We start from the raw sequence: 15,708 nt of genomic DNA, 5'->3' as shown, positions 1-15,708 counted from the left end.
ACCTTACAATGAGTTTAACACCAAAACAACAGATTTTCCTACAAAGTTTAATATGTTTATCAATTAAATTAAATGAGGAAAATCTTAGCCAAAACACCTTAAAAAATGAGGCTACTGAAATTATTGAAAGCTTACTTAATACCGATTTTTCTAAATACAATAAATATTCTCTAGTTTCATTAATTACCTGGTGCCCAAACTATTACCTCAAAACATTAAGAAAGTTAGGAGAGAAGAATTTAAATACTTTTGAAATTTCTCACTTTCTCTTTAAAAATATTATTAATAGAATTAAACACTACGCATGTCATTTGAAAATAAGCTTAAATGAATTAGAAATTGATGAAAAAAATATTGAAAAAAAGTTTAATTCAGTAAGCAAAAGCTATGCTGACTATAATCCTTTTATAATATTATTTAATGACAAACAAATAATTCAATCAGTTAATGAAATATTTTCTCAATTAAAAGAAAGCCCATTTTTTGAAAATGATTTCACTGAAGAAAAAAATATTAAAAGTTTTAGAGAAATATTTAAACCTAAAACAGAAAAAGGCCCCATATTCAATGTTTATTTTACCTTAGGCTATTCTCAGTTTAATAGGCATAATTTATAAAATTAATAACACCAAAAAATTAATTGAATTAAATTGAAAATAATAAGTGCAAGTTTAAATTAGTTTGCTACTATTAATTTTATACCAATATTTTTAATCAACAAACGCCAGAGTATTACAGGGGTTTTATGGTGCAGCTTTATAACAAACAAATGTCGACAACTTATAGATATTCAAGCAATACAATTGCTAGTAATGATGTTTTTACCAGTATAAAATCACCTCTGATTTCACATCAAACTAAAAAATTTGATGAAAGCGTTATTAAAAAAGTTAAAGCTAGAATCGAAGAAAAACCAAAATTAAGTATAAGTAAAGAAGAAGCTTTTATGCTAGTTGATGAACTTGCAAGCTTTGAGTTTGGTAAATTTCTTTTACAAAATCAAGGTTTAAATGGTTATTGGACATCTTATGCCATATTAAATAAAACAAAATCTTCAAATGAATTAGAAAATTGGTTATTAAATAAAGCACCGGTTGTGCTTGCTACTCGTGAAAGATTTTATAATTTCAGGAAAGCGCTTCAAGCTTTATTAAAATCAAATATGTTACTTGCATCAATCCCTTGTGGACTTATGGACGATTTATTTGGGCTAAATTACTCAAACGTTCAAAATATAAGTCTATTTGGAATTGATTTAGATGATGAATCAATAAAATATGCAAAAGATAATATTAAAAATTACTCACTTAATAATTTAAACATATATTTCTTAAATAAAGATGTTTGGAACCTAAATATTTATAATAAATTTGATGTAGTAACTAGTAATGGCCTAAATATTTACGAATCGGATGATAATAAAATTATAAGAAAATATGCGGAAATTTATAATTCCTTAAAACCTGGTGGGCATTTTGTTATGAGTTTCTTAACTCCACCCCCTCAGCTTGATTCAAATTCTCCATGGCGTAATTTTAATATGGATGATTTAGTAAAGCAAAAAACATTATTAGCTGAGATAATCGAAACAAAATGGCAAAACTTTAGAAGTGAAAAGAAAAACCGTGAACAATTAGAAGTCGTAGGATTTATAATTGAAGAGATTATTTATGACTCTCAATGCATGTTCCCAACGGTTATAGCTCGTAAATAAATAATTTTAATAAAATTATTTATCCTATTGTTTTATAACTACTTTTATTAAAATTACATTAATAACTCATTATAAACTGTTAGTTTGTATACACATTTGCAATAATTACTTTACTAATGTATAATTAATTTATATTAGGTAAATATAGGCTAATTATTATGTTAGATCAAAATCAAGTAACGACATATAACCCACATACTCAACAACTTGACGAAATTGACGGTTTAAACGGAGTAATAAGACTTCCATGGTTTAAAGAACCATTACTTTCAACAGTTATGTCCAGAATAAAAGCTAATTCTAAAATAACTGGATTACAATTTAAAGATTTTAATGATCAGGAAGCATTTCATACACTGAATAAACAAGAATTTGAAAAAATATTTTTAACTTTAAGCGAGTGTCCGAATATTAAAATCTTAGACATTCCTACTGTTAAAAGTGATAATATAGCTCCCTCAATACTCTTAGCAGAAATGTTTTTTAAATATCAACACTCAATTGAAATATTGAATTTACCAAATCTTGATTTTCAAGATTATAATGTGAAGTTAGAAAATTTTGCTAAGGCTATAGCTTCACCTGATTGTAAGCTAAAAACGCTAACGCTTAACTACTGCCGAATGTCTTCTAAAAATTCAAAATTACTTAAGGAAGCTTTAAAGAAAAACACAAGTATTACCAAACTTGATATACGTTCATCTAATTTTGAATCATTACAAATTGCAGAAATTATAGAATCTAATAAATCAATTAAATATATTTCGGCCTATGATATACATCCAAATGAAGCAAATCCTATTTCAATAGCCCTCGCAAAAAATTCCACTCTAGAAACTCTCGAGTTAACTTCAAATTATTTTGATACAAAAAAAAGCACAGAGAATTTTTTCAGTTTTTTAAAAAATCCTAAATGTAATGTAAAACTTATTATTGCCCCAGGTGTACTTCTCAGAAATAATGCAGCAGCGGAAGGGCTTTTAAATTGCTTATCAAAAAATAAAACAGTAAATAAAATAGATTTTAATATACAAAATCACAAGCATATATCTGAGAGAAATTTATCTGCTATTGAAAGGATAACAAACCAAAATTTATATGCCCCACTACTCTCAATGTTGAATGTTTTAAGAATGTATTATTTGCAGCACGATAAAGTTTATGGTCCAGCACCGGTTTCTAAAGAAGAAAATAAAGGTATAATAGCCATGCTAAAATCTGTTATTGGTTATCTTGCATCCTTTGTAACTAATAAGACTTCTTCATTTAACTTGGGTGGTTTACCTGAAGACATTATTAAAGAAATTTTGAAAGAAATAGACCCAAGTATTTCTAAAGAAACTTTAAATGAAATAGCTAAATTTGCAAAAGAATTTAAAGAACCCGCTAAACAAAGTAAAATTATTGAATTAAATAATAACAATGCAGAAAAATCAAAAGCAAAAACTTACAGAGAAAGGTTTAAAGAGATAAAAGAAAAATACAAAAGTGATCACATTCAAAAAAAATAAAGTGTGAAATGAAGAGTATTTTAATTACTCTTCATTTGTTGTATCAACTGTTGTGTTTGTAGAAGTAACTGTTCCGTCTGGTGCAATTGTTGCATTCATAGTTCCATCTTTAGAAGTACAGCTCATTGTTTGAGACCCACCATCTTCCTCATTAATTTCACATCTAATTGTGTTACCCTTTTCATCGGTAGTAGTAGTAATAATTTTATTACCTTCTTTGGTTGTGGTAGTTGTCATTGTCTCTTCAGCTATAGCATTACTTGAAAAAGTAGTCATTAATAACGCTAAAAGTAGAAATTTGTTTTTCATTTCATTTTCCTGCTTAAATTTAAGTGCGGCTGCTTTGACATGGCTGCTTTATAAAATTATATAATTATTTAAACGTTTGTAAACTGAGATTATATAAATTTTTGCTAAAAAAACAAAGACTTAAGCCTAATTTCACTATCTTTACAACAAAATATTTAACCAGAAATTAAACCCTTTTCTTTTTCTTTCTTGCTTCTTATTTTTAAGGAGATATACTTAACAAATATTTAATAACTTTCTTTATAATTTATGGAAAAGTATTTTTTTACATTTAAAAATACTAAAAAAGCTAAAAACCCTTTAAGCTTATCCATTTTTTACATTTCTCATATTTCACAGGTCATTACAATTGTCGGCGGATGCGCCGCATAAATTTATATTGATCTTATTTACATTTCCCTATTATTAATTGAACAAATTTAAAGGAACTTTTTTTATGAAAAAACGTGATATATTAATCTATGGATTTTCCATGTTTTCCATGTTTTTTGGATCTGGAAACTTAGTTTTCCCATTAAAGATCGGAATCGATACGGGGCAGAACTGGCTTTTGGGCTTTTTAGGACTTTTTATTACTGGAATAACTCTTCCTTTTTTAGGCTTATTTGTTATAAAACTACATAATGGAAGTTATAATTCATTCTTTGCTGAAGGCGGGAAGTTTACTAAAATCTTTCTTCCACTTTTTACTTTATCCTTACTAGGTTCATTTGGCGTTGTTCCACGTTGCATAACTGTCGCTCATGGTGGTATAGAATATTTATGGCCACAAATTGAGCTCTCTAGCTTTAGTTTATTATATTGTATATTATGCTACCTAATTTGCCTTAAAGACAAACTAATGATTTCAATATTGGGTAAGTGGTTAACCCCTATTCTTCTTTCTTTTTTAATTTTTTTAATAATATATGGCATTATTAAAGCACCACAAATTACCGCTATAGTGACTAATAAACCAGAAAGTTTTTTAACCGGTTTCTTCCAAGGTTATGAAACAATGGACTTATTGGCAGCATTCTTCTTTTCGTCAGTAATGTTTAAGCAAATTCAATCAACTCATAATCCAGAAAGTGGAATAATCAAGCTTGCTTTAAAATCAAGTTTGATTGGGGCAAGCTTACTTTCTTTTGTTTATTTAGGTTTTGTATATTTAGGAGCACATTATAAAACTATTGTGGCAGATGTTACCCCTGAACTTATTTTACCTAGCATTTCCTTTCATTTATTAGGTGAAAAAGCAGTGGTAATAATAAGCATAATTATATTATTATCATGCCTTACAACAGCAGTTGCACTTAATAATATATACGCAAGATACTTAACAAAATTATTTAAATTAAATGACAATAAATTTCCAATAGTTTTATGTTTAACAACAGGAGCATCATTCTTTGCTTCACTATTTGATTTTAAAGGGATTTCATCCTTTTTAAGCCCTGTACTTGAGGTTACATATCCAGGATTAATAGCGCTTACAATTCTTTCAATTGCGACTCAAAAATATAAAGCATTAAAAATTGTAGCCTTTTACGGTACTATTGGATTGATTGTTTTAAAGAATTATTTTTAATATAAGAAAGGTAGGTATACAAACATACTTACCTTTTTAAAAAAACAAATTAAATTTTACCTAAAAGCCTTATTGTTAGCTTTAAAATGTTCTACCGCCCTTTTCAGGTTTACTAAAGCTTACAATACCTAGTTCTTTATTTTCATTTTTGTCCTTAGAATCATGAGCTTTAGCTTCAATTTTAGCTAAACCCGTTCCTACACCTTTCGTAAGATCATCATATTCTTTATTAGTAGTTTTATTATGACTTCTTTTTTTACCAAAGACCTTCTTTAATTCACTAAATAAGTCTTTAAAGAAATTCTTAAATTCCTTAAAGGTTTTATTTAAAGACTTATTTCCTTCTTTAACTTTGATATCCATTTTATTATAGAATTCACTCTTATTCTTTTCATACACTGTTTTTAAGGATTTTTTTAACTCTTCTTTAACTTTCTCAAAATTTACTGGATTATCATTTTTTTCCAGTTGAACTTTTGCAAGTGATTTATAATTATTAACTTCCTGCTTATTTTCACTAATAAACTCTTGTTTTAAAACATTTACAACATCTTTTAAATTATCAAGTTTATACTTATTCATAAGCTCTTTTTTCACATGTTTTGAAAGGTCTTTAGTAATAAATTCTTCTATTGCTGAATTTACTGTTTGTGTAAGTGGTTTGTTAAACTTTATTTCCGTATATTCACTTCCAAACAATATTTTCTGTTGGTTTTCATCAAGGTCTTTGCTTTTTATTGCAGCATCTTTTATATGGTTAACAAAACTTGTTGAAGTTGAAAATTTATTCAATTCTTCTTCTTTCATGTTAGTTATTACATCAAATACAGCAGTAGAAATTTTAAACTTATCACCAATTCCTTCTACACCGAGATTTCTATCGGGGTGATATTTTAAAGCTTCTTTTCTTTTTATTTTATTAATTTCATTTATGAAACCTGCATAATTATCTTTATTATTGTTAAAAGCTGCAATAACTTTGTCTGAAATTAACTCATCAACAAAATTTTTAACCATATTGGTACCCTTTATACGTTATATAATAATGGTATCAACAACTAGTTAAAATTTATTTAATAATTAAATATTTTTTTAATTATTAAATAAATCAGTAGGATAGAAATTATTTTGAATTTATTTATGGTTAGAGTTTATCATAAAAAACCTGCTCAAACTAGTTGAATAATGATAACTTTAAAAACTACATCCTTCCTAATTTAATAATCTTTCATTATATTAAAATTTAAAAAATTATTATTTAGTAGTTGCATCCTGCTCCTTATTTTTTTATTGCTAATTAACTCTTACTTAACTATTCTGAAACCTAATAAATTAAATTGGTGGTTTAAATGTCAAAAAAACAATATTTTAGAGATATAATAAGTAAGCACGAAACTGGTAATAAACTTAATAAGGAAAGTATAGCTAACCAATTATACCAAACTGCGATTGAAAAAGATGATTTTGAAAAGGTAATTGAATATATATTCGACCAGTTACCAATAAATAGTAATGTTATTTCTTATTTAGAACAAAATAATGTATGGAATCCTCGTTCAAAAGAAGAAATAAGAAGATCAGAACTTTCTCAATTAATTTTAAATGCAGTTTATGGAAAAATTGACATTTTGCATGAAAAATTATGTGAAATTGCTCCTCCTCCAGCTCCTCCTGTACGTAATTTTACACCTTTCGATGATGATATGAATGTAATGCTTGAAGCTATGGGAGTATTTAGTATTTCTACTCCAAAAAAACCTACATTACTTAGCCCAGCCCAAATAAGATTTCTAGAGAATTTTAATGGACCTAATTTATATAATAATCCTATTTCAGTTGTAGCAAACCAATACCAATTAGTAGATTTACACTTAACTGATGCTTATAAAAATTTAGTGATAGAAAACTTTGAAAAACTGTTTTATTTAATAAATAAACATACAATTTTACCTAGAAAGTTTCTAAAATATGTAAATGAAACTCTATCTAATGAAAATATATCTAATCCTGAACTTTTAAAAGAACTAAAAGATAAATTCAATTTATTCTTAATGATAAACAATGGTTTATCTGATTTAAAAGGAAATTATAAAGGTGAAAAGGAATTTATTGAATCGCTTGAATGTTCTTTATTTAGCTTCCAAGCATATAAATTACAAGCAAATATCAATATTCCAAATCCAGAACAACATAATGGTACTATTTTACATCAAATTGTTTGGAACCGTTATGAAAGTTTAATCAATTTTGCTTTAAATTTAGGTGCTAACCCAAATTCTAGAGATAATGATGGCAAAACTCCGCTTCACTATGCTGTAATAAACAATTCATATGATATGGTTAAATCGTTATTAGATTTCGGAGCATGCGTAACTATTAAAGATTATAGTGGTAAAACTACATTTGATTATGCTCAAAGTGATGATATTAAAAAACTCTTAGAAAAAGCTTCCCAAAGTAAATCACAAGTCTTTACTATAAATTAGCAAAAGCATAATTCACAAATTACCCATTTTTAATTAGTAATTTTTATAAAATAGAGGCTTTAGTTTATAGCCTCTATTTTATCGCTTCGACTTCATGCATTATAATTTCACTAGCATTATCTAATTTATCTTTTGAAACCGTAAAATATTTAGGCTGGCTTTGATTAGGCACAATAGCAACAGAAACCTGCTCAACGGGACAAATACCTAAACAACTAACAAGCGATGCTTTCATCTCTTTTGCAGGAAATTTCTCTCTTAATTTTTGCTTTAAATCTTGTTGTATTGATACAGAAGGATTAGTTTCCTGAGCAAGTTTCTTACCGCATTTTTCACATATAAAAATCAAAGCTTGTTTTACAGGAGGCTCAACTGGTAACATAATAATCTCCTAAAAATTAGTTATTACAAGTCTTCTTTTAAGTCTTTTATATATTTATTTCAATTTTTATTTTAATCACTTTGGAAACATATTTATTAATCGTATATCTTTAACTTCCCTAGATTTACGTCTGATTTTTTCATATTTTTTTCTTTTAGTTGATAAATTATTATTATTTTTTTCTTCCACAGGTTCTTTTATGGCAATTTCACTTATTGTCATACTTCTTTCTCTTTCATATTTTTCTCTATTATAAACTTCCCTATGACTAAACGGACTTTGAATTTTAATTGGTTCTATTCTCTCTTTTTCTACAATTTCTTTGTAAGTTTTTGGCTCTTTTATTTCGGGTTCAGTTGCAGCAACTCTTTTTCTATTCATTTCTGCAATATATTGCTCGAAATCAGGGCTTGCAAGTTCTGGCTTTACCGGGGTAAGAATACTAAGAAAATAATTAAAATACACTTTAGGAAAATTATAGAATTCATAAATATTCATATAAAAATTTTCTACAAAATTTTTCTTATTAATTAGTAAATTGCTTTCTAATTCCTCACATAAATTTAGTTTAATTCCTTTACCACCTAAATCCCAATCGATATATATAATACCAGGTATTACACTTTCTTTTTTTTCACAAAATATCTTCTCTTTATTTGCCTTTTTATTTTTTTTCTTTGATTTTCTTTTATCTTTTACTTCTGTAATATTTTCTTCTTCGGTCAGATTAAAATCGATATTTAATAAATTTGGTAGCAAATTATTATTTACTCTTTTCTTTGATTTTGTCGCTTCAATAAATGCAGGAACGCTTCTTTCAAGAAAATCAAATTTAGTTACATCTTTTCCAGTGCTTTTATCGAATTTTTTATACTCTACCCCATTTCCCTTTATGCCAATAACATTTAAGCTTTTATTATATTTTAAAGCCCCAGCAATTGTATTACCGCCTTGATAAGCTATATTATTATTATTTATTAACAATATTTGAAGACACTGATTTTTTTTAAGAAAACCAGCGATAGCTCTAGCTCCCTCATTGCCTATTTTATTTTCTGAAAGATGCAAGACCTTTAATTTTTTATTAGTTTTTAGCGACTTTGTAAGAATTTTGATATTATCGCATTCTAAACAATTATACATTAGGTTAAGAACTTTTAAATTCGTAAGATTTATAATTGAAGCAAACCCTTCCAAATCATGTTTTAAAGCATATTCACAGTGATTAATTCTAAGCCCTATAATTTCAGGATTTGAAGCAATTGCAATCATCAGATCTTTAGGAGTCAAACCATTCCGGTAAACAGGAATTTCAGGATCTGCTTCTTCTTTATTACTTAACCTTTTTTTTATTTCAACAGCCTCTTTCACCTTTTTAGTAAGTTTACTTTTTTTAATGAAAGCAAATTCAAATTCTACAATTTCAATAAAACCAGTTATTTTACCACTGATAATTGCTGATTTAGTTTTTTCGTTAAATATATACGAATGATAATCAGGAAAACGAGTTTCTTTCATTTTATTTTAATTAAAAATTTAACCTTTATGTAACTAATATATCAATTTAATTCTTAAAGGTAAATAAATTTTAATTTTTTAATGAAATTTATTTTGATGTATAAATGAAAAGAAGCTAAAAGAGTCTTCTCCTTTAGCTTCTAAAAATTTAGCTTAATAAAATGTAATTTATTAGTTATTATTCTCATCACTAATTCTAAGTGCTGCAATAAAGGCAGATTTTGGAATTTCAATATTACCAATTTGACGCATCTTCTTCTTACCTTCTTTTTGCTTTTCAAGCAATTTACGTTTACGCGTAATATCACCACCATAACATTTAGCAAGAACGTCTTTACGAAGAGCTTTAACTGTTTCACGTGCAATAATTTTTCCACCAATAGCAGCTTGAATTGCAATTTGAAACATTTGCCTTGGGACAAGGTCTTTAAGTCTGTTACAAAGCTCTCTACCTCTATATTCAGCTTTTGTACGGTGAACAATACATGATAGCGCATCAACAGCTTCACCATTAACAAGAATGCTAAGTTTTACAAGGCTACTTTGTTCATACCCATCCATATGCCAGTCAAAACTTGCATATCCACGTGAACATGATTTCAAGCGATCGTAAAAATCGAATACTATTTCATTAAGAGGTAAACGGTAAACAAGCATTACTCTATTACCAACATATGTCATATCCATTTGCACACCACGTTTTTCTGTGCAAAGTGCAAGTACTGCCCCTAAATATTGATCTGGAACCATAATAGTTGCTTTAATCCATGGTTCTTCCATAAAATCAATTTTAACAGGGTCTGGCATATCAGCAGGGTTATGTAATGTTACAACTTCCCCATTTATCAAATGAATATTATAAATTACGCTTGGTGCGGTAGTAATCAGATCAAGGTTAAATTCTCTTTCTAACCTTTCTTGAATAATTTCAAGGTGTAATAATCCTAGGAAGCCACATCTAAATCCAAAACCTAGTGCAGATGAAGTTTCAACTTCAAATTCAAAACTTGCATCATTAAGGCGTAGTTTCGCAAGCGATTCTTTTAAATTCTCAAAGTCAGATGCTTCAGACGGGTAAAGTCCACAAAATACTACCGGTAAACTTGGTTTAAATCCTGCTAAGGCTTCCGCACACGGATTTCTTTCTTCAGTAATAGTATCACCAACTTTACAATCAGAAACTTGTTTAATTGAAGCAGTAATAAAGCCCACCTCTCCTGCTTCAAGTGTATCTTTGTAAACTTTTTTTGGAGTAAAAAAACCAACTGAATCAACAAGGTGAGTAACCCCATTTGACATTGTTTTAATTTTGGCACCTTTTTTAAGTACTCCATCAAATACACGTACAAGAATAATTACGCCTAAATATGTATCGTACCAACTATCAACAAGCAATGCTTTAAGTGGTTTATTAGCATCACCTTTTGGTGACGGTAGGCGTTCACAAATAGCGTCTAAAACTTCTTTAATACCAATACCACTTTTAGCTGAAATTAAAAGCGCATCTTTAGCATCAAGGCCAATTACATCTTCAATTTGTTGTTTAACTTTGTCAGGCTCAGCCGCCGGTAAATCAATTTTATTTAATACCGGAACAATTTCATGATTTGCTTCAATAGCTTGGTAAACGTTTGCAAGTGTTTGTGCTTCGACACCTTGGCTTGCATCAACAACAAGTAGTGAGCCTTCACACGCTGCAAGTGACCTACTTACTTCATAAGCAAAATCTACATGTCCTGGTGTATCCATTAGGTTAATAATATAGTTTTCATTATTATGTTTATAATTAAGCCTTACGGTTTGAGCTTTAATGGTAATACCTCTTTCCTTTTCAATATCCATTGAATCAAGGACTTGTTCACTCATTTCACGTTTTTCAAGGCCACCACAAAATTCAATAATACGGTCAGCAAGAGTTGATTTTCCGTGGTCAATATGGGCAACAATTGAAAAATTGCGGATTTTTGTAATATCTACCATTATAAGCTTTTTTTAAATTAATTTATTTAGAAAAACATATATTATATTAGCCTGATAATTGCAATATTTATCTATTTACTTACCTTCTTCTTTCTGTTTCTTCAGCCAATTGAATAATTATAATTTTGACAGTTTTAAGTGGTATATGTATTTTGCAAGCCATTTAATGAAAGGAGAATAAAATGTTAGATAGCTTACTACAGCAAATTAAAGATAATACACTTACAAATTTACATTTAGTAAATAAAAATGTTAGCACAGAAGAAATTACACTTTTATGTGAAGCGTTAAAATCGAATACTTCTGTAAAATCTTTAAACATCCTTTATATTAAAATTAAGGATACTGACTTACAAACAATTATTGAAATGCTTAAAGTTAACAAAACAATACAAATGTTAACTTTAACTGATACTGGGATAACTTCAAAATATATTCCTGACTTAGCTAAAGTTTTAGAAACGCATCCTCAAATTACGTACCTTAGCATAAATGGGCTTGAAATAGAATCGTCAGAATCTTTACAACTTGCCTTTACAAATTTAATTAAATCGAACACGAATCTTACTCACATATCTATGACAAGCTTAGATTTTAGTGGTGAACAAGGAAAATATTTAGCTAAAGCTATTGATAGCCATGTGTTTTTACTTAACTTTGACCATAAGTATTTATAGGGGTGCTATGCTACCGAAACAACTTACTCAAATCAATGGCTAGTATCAGAAGCTACACAAAGAAATTTTGCAATTTCAGAACTATTGAAAAAATTTGAAAAACCTGACTATAAATCAAAAATTACCCTTAATGACATTAAATATCTTGATAAATACTTAAGTAAATTTTTTACTGGCGAAAAGAATGCAGGTTTGAAACAACACTATCTACAATAAATATATGTAAAAATGAAAATATTACATGCTGAAATATTACTTAGATCTTTAGGAATAAAATCACTAGAAAGTTTCAAAGGACTTTTACCTCTTGAAGATATTTTAAAAATTTTTCAATATCTATCAATTAACAAAAATAAATTTGGATTTAGATTAAACGAAGAAAAAATAAAAAGTACCTATACTCGAAGAAGTCACGGACTAAAATAAGAAAACAAAAAGCCTGAGTCTAGAATAAAACCCAGGCTTTTCAACCTTTAAGATTTTCTTACTTCCACATTAACACTAGCTTTTGGAAGACTTACTTTCTCTCTCACGCTAATGTTTGCTTCAACACCTTTGTTATTAACAATAAATCTATCCTTAATATTGGATAGTTTTGTCGATTTAAACCAATCAACTAATTTTTTATCTGCTCTTGTGAAATACATAAGCAGGCCAAGCCCACCTATTATTGCTAAACCAATAAGTACTTTAGTGAGCAATGATTTTTTATCATCACGTGGAGTAACAGGAGGTGTATCAAATTCTTTTTGTTGCGGAGCAGAACTTGCACCTGAAGCTATTCCTTCTTTACTTGTACTGAGACTAGCAGGTGAAGATGGACCTGATTTAATATCAGGCAATTGATGCGCAGTAAGTGGAGCATATGAAGGTTCTTTCTTTGTTGCATCCTTATTTTCACTTTCCTCGGTTAATTTCTCGCCAGATGATAAATCAAAACTTTCACCTTCTTGCGTCTTATTAGATGATTTCTCTGTTGGCGCAATAATTGGGCTTTGAGGTGGTGAAGGTGGATTTAAGGAAAATGAAGGCTTAGGAGAATCTGGTGTTACTTCGTGAGGTAAAGGTAACTCAGGCTCTGCTTCAAATTTATTTCCCTTAATGTATTTTTCAATTTCTTCTTTAACTGCATTATCTTTTATTAAATCAAATGGAGTTTCACCATTTACATCTTTAATTGTTAAATCTGCACCTTTATCAATTAGTTTTTTAAGCATTTCACTGTCATTAAGTGAAGCTGCTAAGTGCGCAGCAGTTTGATGAGGCTTACCCTCAAACTCCATTTGTTTATTAATTTCGAGATTTTCCTGCAAAAGTAATAAATCAATTATTTTTATTCGTGTTTCAGCTTGTACGGGCTTATTTTTAGTTGAAAAAATTGCAATTTGAAGAGGGGTAAATTGTGATCCAAGTAACATTGAATTTACATCAATTTTTCCTTTTTCAATAAGTAACTTAACTATTTCATACTGCCATTCTTTTACAGCTGCATGTAATAGATAGTCTCCTAATTTTCCTTCAGATTGTAAATCGCTAGGATTAACAAAATAATTTTCTTCAACTTTAAAATCAAATAATGCTTTTAAAGTTTGAGGTCTTTTTAAATCTACAGCTAATTTTACTAATGTAAATGGTAATAAAGGATTCTCAATTTTTGTTTTATAACCTATTTTAGATAAAGCATATTCTAATATATTTATATTCCCTGCTTCATCTTTATTTTTATCATTACCTTTTACCGCCTTTTCTAAAATTAAACTCCAATTAAACTGATCTTTAAATTCAGGATTATTTTTAAGTAATTCTTCTTTAGCTTCTAATATTTTTTTAAATTCTTCAAATTCACCATCAGTTGCGCTTTGATTAAGCTGAATATTATATTTTAATAAATTTAAATAATCTTTTATTTTTTGATCAGATATAGTTTCTGCTATTTCAAAAGCATTTCCCTTTATAGCATTTTTATGTGAAACTCTTCTTTCTAATTCAACACCTTTTTCAATAAAAAGCTTAATTAAGTCAAATTTTTCCTGCTGAAGTGCAAAATGAAAAAAATTGGTAAGTCTGTCTATTATTGCGTTTTTTAATCGTTCAGTAATATCGCCTTGAAGTGTTTTATTAACTTCAGTAATCCACACTTCCATAAATTTAATATGATTCTTTTTTATAGCAAAAAATATATAATCATCTCTAATTGGGGGATAATTATTTATTTCATCAATTATCCAGTTGAGAATTTTTTCATTTTTATCATCACTTGAATCTTTTTGCTCTTCAACTACACTTTTCATCATGTCACCTAACCAGTCAATTCCATGATGCTTCGCAAGTTGCGTTGCAAGTTGTTGATTTGAATCTTCAATATATGACCCATGATTAGGGTTTATAATTATAAGCTCACATATTTCTTTTATTTTTATACGATCTTCTTCAAGTAAATTTGAATTTTCTGAATAAGCATTCCAGCGCAAAATCATGTGATGAAGGACTGTACCTTTATATTTTTCATCATGTAAAGGACCCAGAATATTCACATTGGCTCCTTCATATAATAATTTAATCATTAGATCGTAATCCCTAGATTCAAAATCATTTGCAATTTCTAAAAGCTTTAAACCTTTATAAAAACTAAAATCATTTTCAATCTTTAAAAGCTTTAAACTTTTATAAAAACTTTCTATTTGCTTTCTATCATCTTCTTCAATCACTCTTTCAAATGAGGTGCGTACAGGATTTTTAATTTCAGGATCTGCACCATATAAAATTAATAATTTCATATAATTAAGTCTATCTTGTTTTTCCTCATCGCTTACACTTGATTTTACTGAAGTTACTCCATTGCCATCAATATAAGTATTCACTTCACCTCTATCCGCTGCTATGAACAAAGCTGTATATTCTATATTATTTTTCTTATTTACAAAATTTTTACCTTTAGCTTGATGTTTTAAAAGCGCTTCAACCATTTCAATGTTTCTTGCTTGTACAGCCAGATGCAAATAGGTATTTTTATCGTTATTGTTATCTAAAGTAAGCAAATTAACATTATTAGAATTTAATAAAATTTCTAATATGCGTGGCCGGTTTAAGCTTATTGTAAGATGAATTGGCGTTTGTTTTTTATTATCACGCTTATTAACATCTGCGCCTTTATCTACTAATATTTTTATTATAGAGTCGGTCGCCCATACAACGGCTAAATGTAAAGGAGTTTTACGGTTTGAGATAGTTTCATCAACATTGGCCCCGCTTTCTAAAAGTAGGTTTACAATTTTTTCTTTATTTGGATTATCATTACTAATATGTTGAACAGCTAAATGAAGAGCAGTATAACCTTCAGGCAAACGATTGCTCATATTTTTTACAAGACGTTCCTCCTCACTAAAAGGAGCTTTTATGTTAATCAATTCTTCTTTATTTTCTCTAAGTAATTCTTCAACTTTTTCAAAATCGCCTTTTTTTACAGCAAGCAAAAATTCTTTTTCTTTTTCTTTCATAATGAAAAGTCCAATGATTAAAGATATAACCTCTAATTAATTTTACAGGAGTTTATCAATTATT

The 15,708-nt window shown here is 28.3% G+C and carries 13 protein-coding genes; 7 read left to right on the top strand and 6 right to left on the bottom strand.

Annotated features, from left to right (window positions below):
- Positions 1-8 precede the first annotated feature (8 nt).
- The 3 genes from J0H68_01815 (at position 9) to J0H68_01805 (ending at position 3,225) form a co-directional block, all read left to right on the top strand.
- Positions 9-617, top strand: a complete 609-nt coding sequence (locus J0H68_01815) for a hypothetical protein (protein MBN8827426.1) — start codon at positions 9-11, stop codon at positions 615-617.
- Between the two features lie 128 nt (positions 618-745).
- The gene (locus J0H68_01810; protein MBN8827425.1) at positions 746-1,714 is read left to right on the top strand and encodes a methyltransferase domain-containing protein; all 969 of its coding nucleotides are present in this window, start codon (positions 746-748) and stop codon (positions 1,712-1,714) included.
- A 158-nt stretch (positions 1,715-1,872) separates the two neighbouring features.
- The gene (locus J0H68_01805; protein MBN8827424.1) at positions 1,873-3,225 is read left to right on the top strand and encodes a hypothetical protein; all 1,353 of its coding nucleotides are present in this window, start codon (positions 1,873-1,875) and stop codon (positions 3,223-3,225) included.
- 24 nt (positions 3,226-3,249) lie between these two features.
- Here J0H68_01805 and J0H68_01800 read toward each other — a convergent pair whose 3' ends face one another.
- On the bottom strand, positions 3,250-3,534 hold the full coding sequence (locus J0H68_01800; GenBank protein ID MBN8827423.1) for a hypothetical protein: 285 nt from the start codon (positions 3,532-3,534) through the stop codon (positions 3,250-3,252).
- Positions 3,535-3,970: 436 nt separating this feature from the next.
- On the opposite strand from J0H68_01800, the gene J0H68_01795 reads away from it, so the two are divergent.
- A complete protein-coding gene (locus J0H68_01795; GenBank protein MBN8827422.1) occupies positions 3,971-5,104 on the top strand; it encodes a branched-chain amino acid transport system II carrier protein in 1,134 nt (377 codons plus the stop codon).
- A gap of 81 nt (positions 5,105-5,185) precedes the next feature.
- Here the strand turns inward: J0H68_01795 and J0H68_01790 are convergent, their stop codons facing one another.
- Positions 5,186-6,121: a hypothetical protein gene (locus tag J0H68_01790; GenBank protein MBN8827421.1), complete on the bottom strand. Its 936-nt coding sequence runs from the start codon at positions 6,119-6,121 to the stop codon at positions 5,186-5,188.
- Positions 6,122-6,453: 332 nt separating this feature from the next.
- On the opposite strand from J0H68_01790, the gene J0H68_01785 reads away from it, so the two are divergent.
- Entirely contained in the window at positions 6,454-7,590 is a 1,137-nt protein-coding gene (locus tag J0H68_01785; protein MBN8827420.1) for an ankyrin repeat domain-containing protein, read from the top strand.
- A 73-nt stretch (positions 7,591-7,663) separates the two neighbouring features.
- Here the strand turns inward: J0H68_01785 and J0H68_01780 are convergent, their stop codons facing one another.
- The 3 genes from J0H68_01780 to lepA form a co-directional block, all read right to left on the bottom strand.
- Positions 7,664-7,972, bottom strand: coding sequence for a hypothetical protein (locus J0H68_01780; GenBank protein MBN8827419.1), 309 nt, complete (start codon positions 7,970-7,972; stop codon positions 7,664-7,666).
- A gap of 75 nt (positions 7,973-8,047) precedes the next feature.
- Positions 8,048-9,490, bottom strand: coding sequence for a hypothetical protein (locus J0H68_01775; protein MBN8827418.1), 1,443 nt, complete (start codon positions 9,488-9,490; stop codon positions 8,048-8,050).
- A 171-nt stretch (positions 9,491-9,661) separates the two neighbouring features.
- Positions 9,662-11,470: an elongation factor 4 gene (lepA, locus tag J0H68_01770; protein MBN8827417.1), complete on the bottom strand. Its 1,809-nt coding sequence runs from the start codon at positions 11,468-11,470 to the stop codon at positions 9,662-9,664.
- Positions 11,471-11,652: 182 nt separating this feature from the next.
- Here lepA and J0H68_01765 point away from each other — a divergent pair, with 182 nt between their 5' ends.
- Both J0H68_01765 and J0H68_01760 read left to right on the top strand, forming a co-directional pair.
- A complete protein-coding gene (locus J0H68_01765) occupies positions 11,653-12,147 on the top strand; it encodes a hypothetical protein (protein ID MBN8827416.1) in 495 nt (164 codons plus the stop codon).
- Between the two features lie 228 nt (positions 12,148-12,375).
- Positions 12,376-12,573 (top strand): hypothetical protein, encoded by a 198-nt coding sequence (locus J0H68_01760; GenBank protein ID MBN8827415.1) that lies wholly within the window; start codon positions 12,376-12,378, stop codon positions 12,571-12,573.
- A 47-nt stretch (positions 12,574-12,620) separates the two neighbouring features.
- Here the strand turns inward: J0H68_01760 and J0H68_01755 are convergent, their stop codons facing one another.
- Positions 12,621-15,644 carry an ankyrin repeat domain-containing protein gene (locus J0H68_01755; GenBank protein ID MBN8827414.1) on the bottom strand — a complete coding sequence of 1,008 codons (3,024 nt, stop codon included), beginning with the start codon at positions 15,642-15,644 and terminating at the stop codon, positions 12,621-12,623.
- Positions 15,645-15,708: the final 64 nt, after the last annotated feature.

This window comes from Sphingobacteriia bacterium, from assembly GCA_017304685.1.
Lineage (GTDB): Bacteria > Pseudomonadota > Alphaproteobacteria > Rickettsiales > 33-17 > JAFKLR01.
The sequence above is the reverse complement of the archived record's forward strand: the minus strand, read 5'-3'. Positions and strand labels throughout refer to the sequence as shown.

Coding starts and splice junctions, on each gene's coding strand:
- J0H68_01815 (MBN8827426.1), top strand. CDS start 9: ATGAGTTTAACACCAAAACAACAGATTTTCCTACAAAGTTTAATATGT.
- J0H68_01810 (MBN8827425.1), top strand. CDS start 746: ATGGTGCAGCTTTATAACAAACAAATGTCGACAACTTATAGATATTCA.
- J0H68_01805 (MBN8827424.1), top strand. CDS start 1,873: ATGTTAGATCAAAATCAAGTAACGACATATAACCCACATACTCAACAA.
- J0H68_01800 (MBN8827423.1), bottom strand. CDS start 3,534: ATGAAAAACAAATTTCTACTTTTAGCGTTATTAATGACTACTTTTTCA.
- J0H68_01795 (MBN8827422.1), top strand. CDS start 3,971: ATGAAAAAACGTGATATATTAATCTATGGATTTTCCATGTTTTCCATG.
- J0H68_01790 (MBN8827421.1), bottom strand. CDS start 6,121: ATGGTTAAAAATTTTGTTGATGAGTTAATTTCAGACAAAGTTATTGCA.
- J0H68_01785 (MBN8827420.1), top strand. CDS start 6,454: ATGTCAAAAAAACAATATTTTAGAGATATAATAAGTAAGCACGAAACT.
- J0H68_01780 (MBN8827419.1), bottom strand. CDS start 7,972: ATGTTACCAGTTGAGCCTCCTGTAAAACAAGCTTTGATTTTTATATGT.
- J0H68_01775 (MBN8827418.1), bottom strand. CDS start 9,490: ATGAAAGAAACTCGTTTTCCTGATTATCATTCGTATATATTTAACGAA.
- lepA (MBN8827417.1), bottom strand. CDS start 11,470: ATGGTAGATATTACAAAAATCCGCAATTTTTCAATTGTTGCCCATATT.
- J0H68_01765 (MBN8827416.1), top strand. CDS start 11,653: ATGTTAGATAGCTTACTACAGCAAATTAAAGATAATACACTTACAAAT.
- J0H68_01760 (MBN8827415.1), top strand. CDS start 12,376: ATGAAAATATTACATGCTGAAATATTACTTAGATCTTTAGGAATAAAA.
- J0H68_01755 (MBN8827414.1), bottom strand. CDS start 15,644: ATGAAAGAAAAAGAAAAAGAATTTTTGCTTGCTGTAAAAAAAGGCGAT.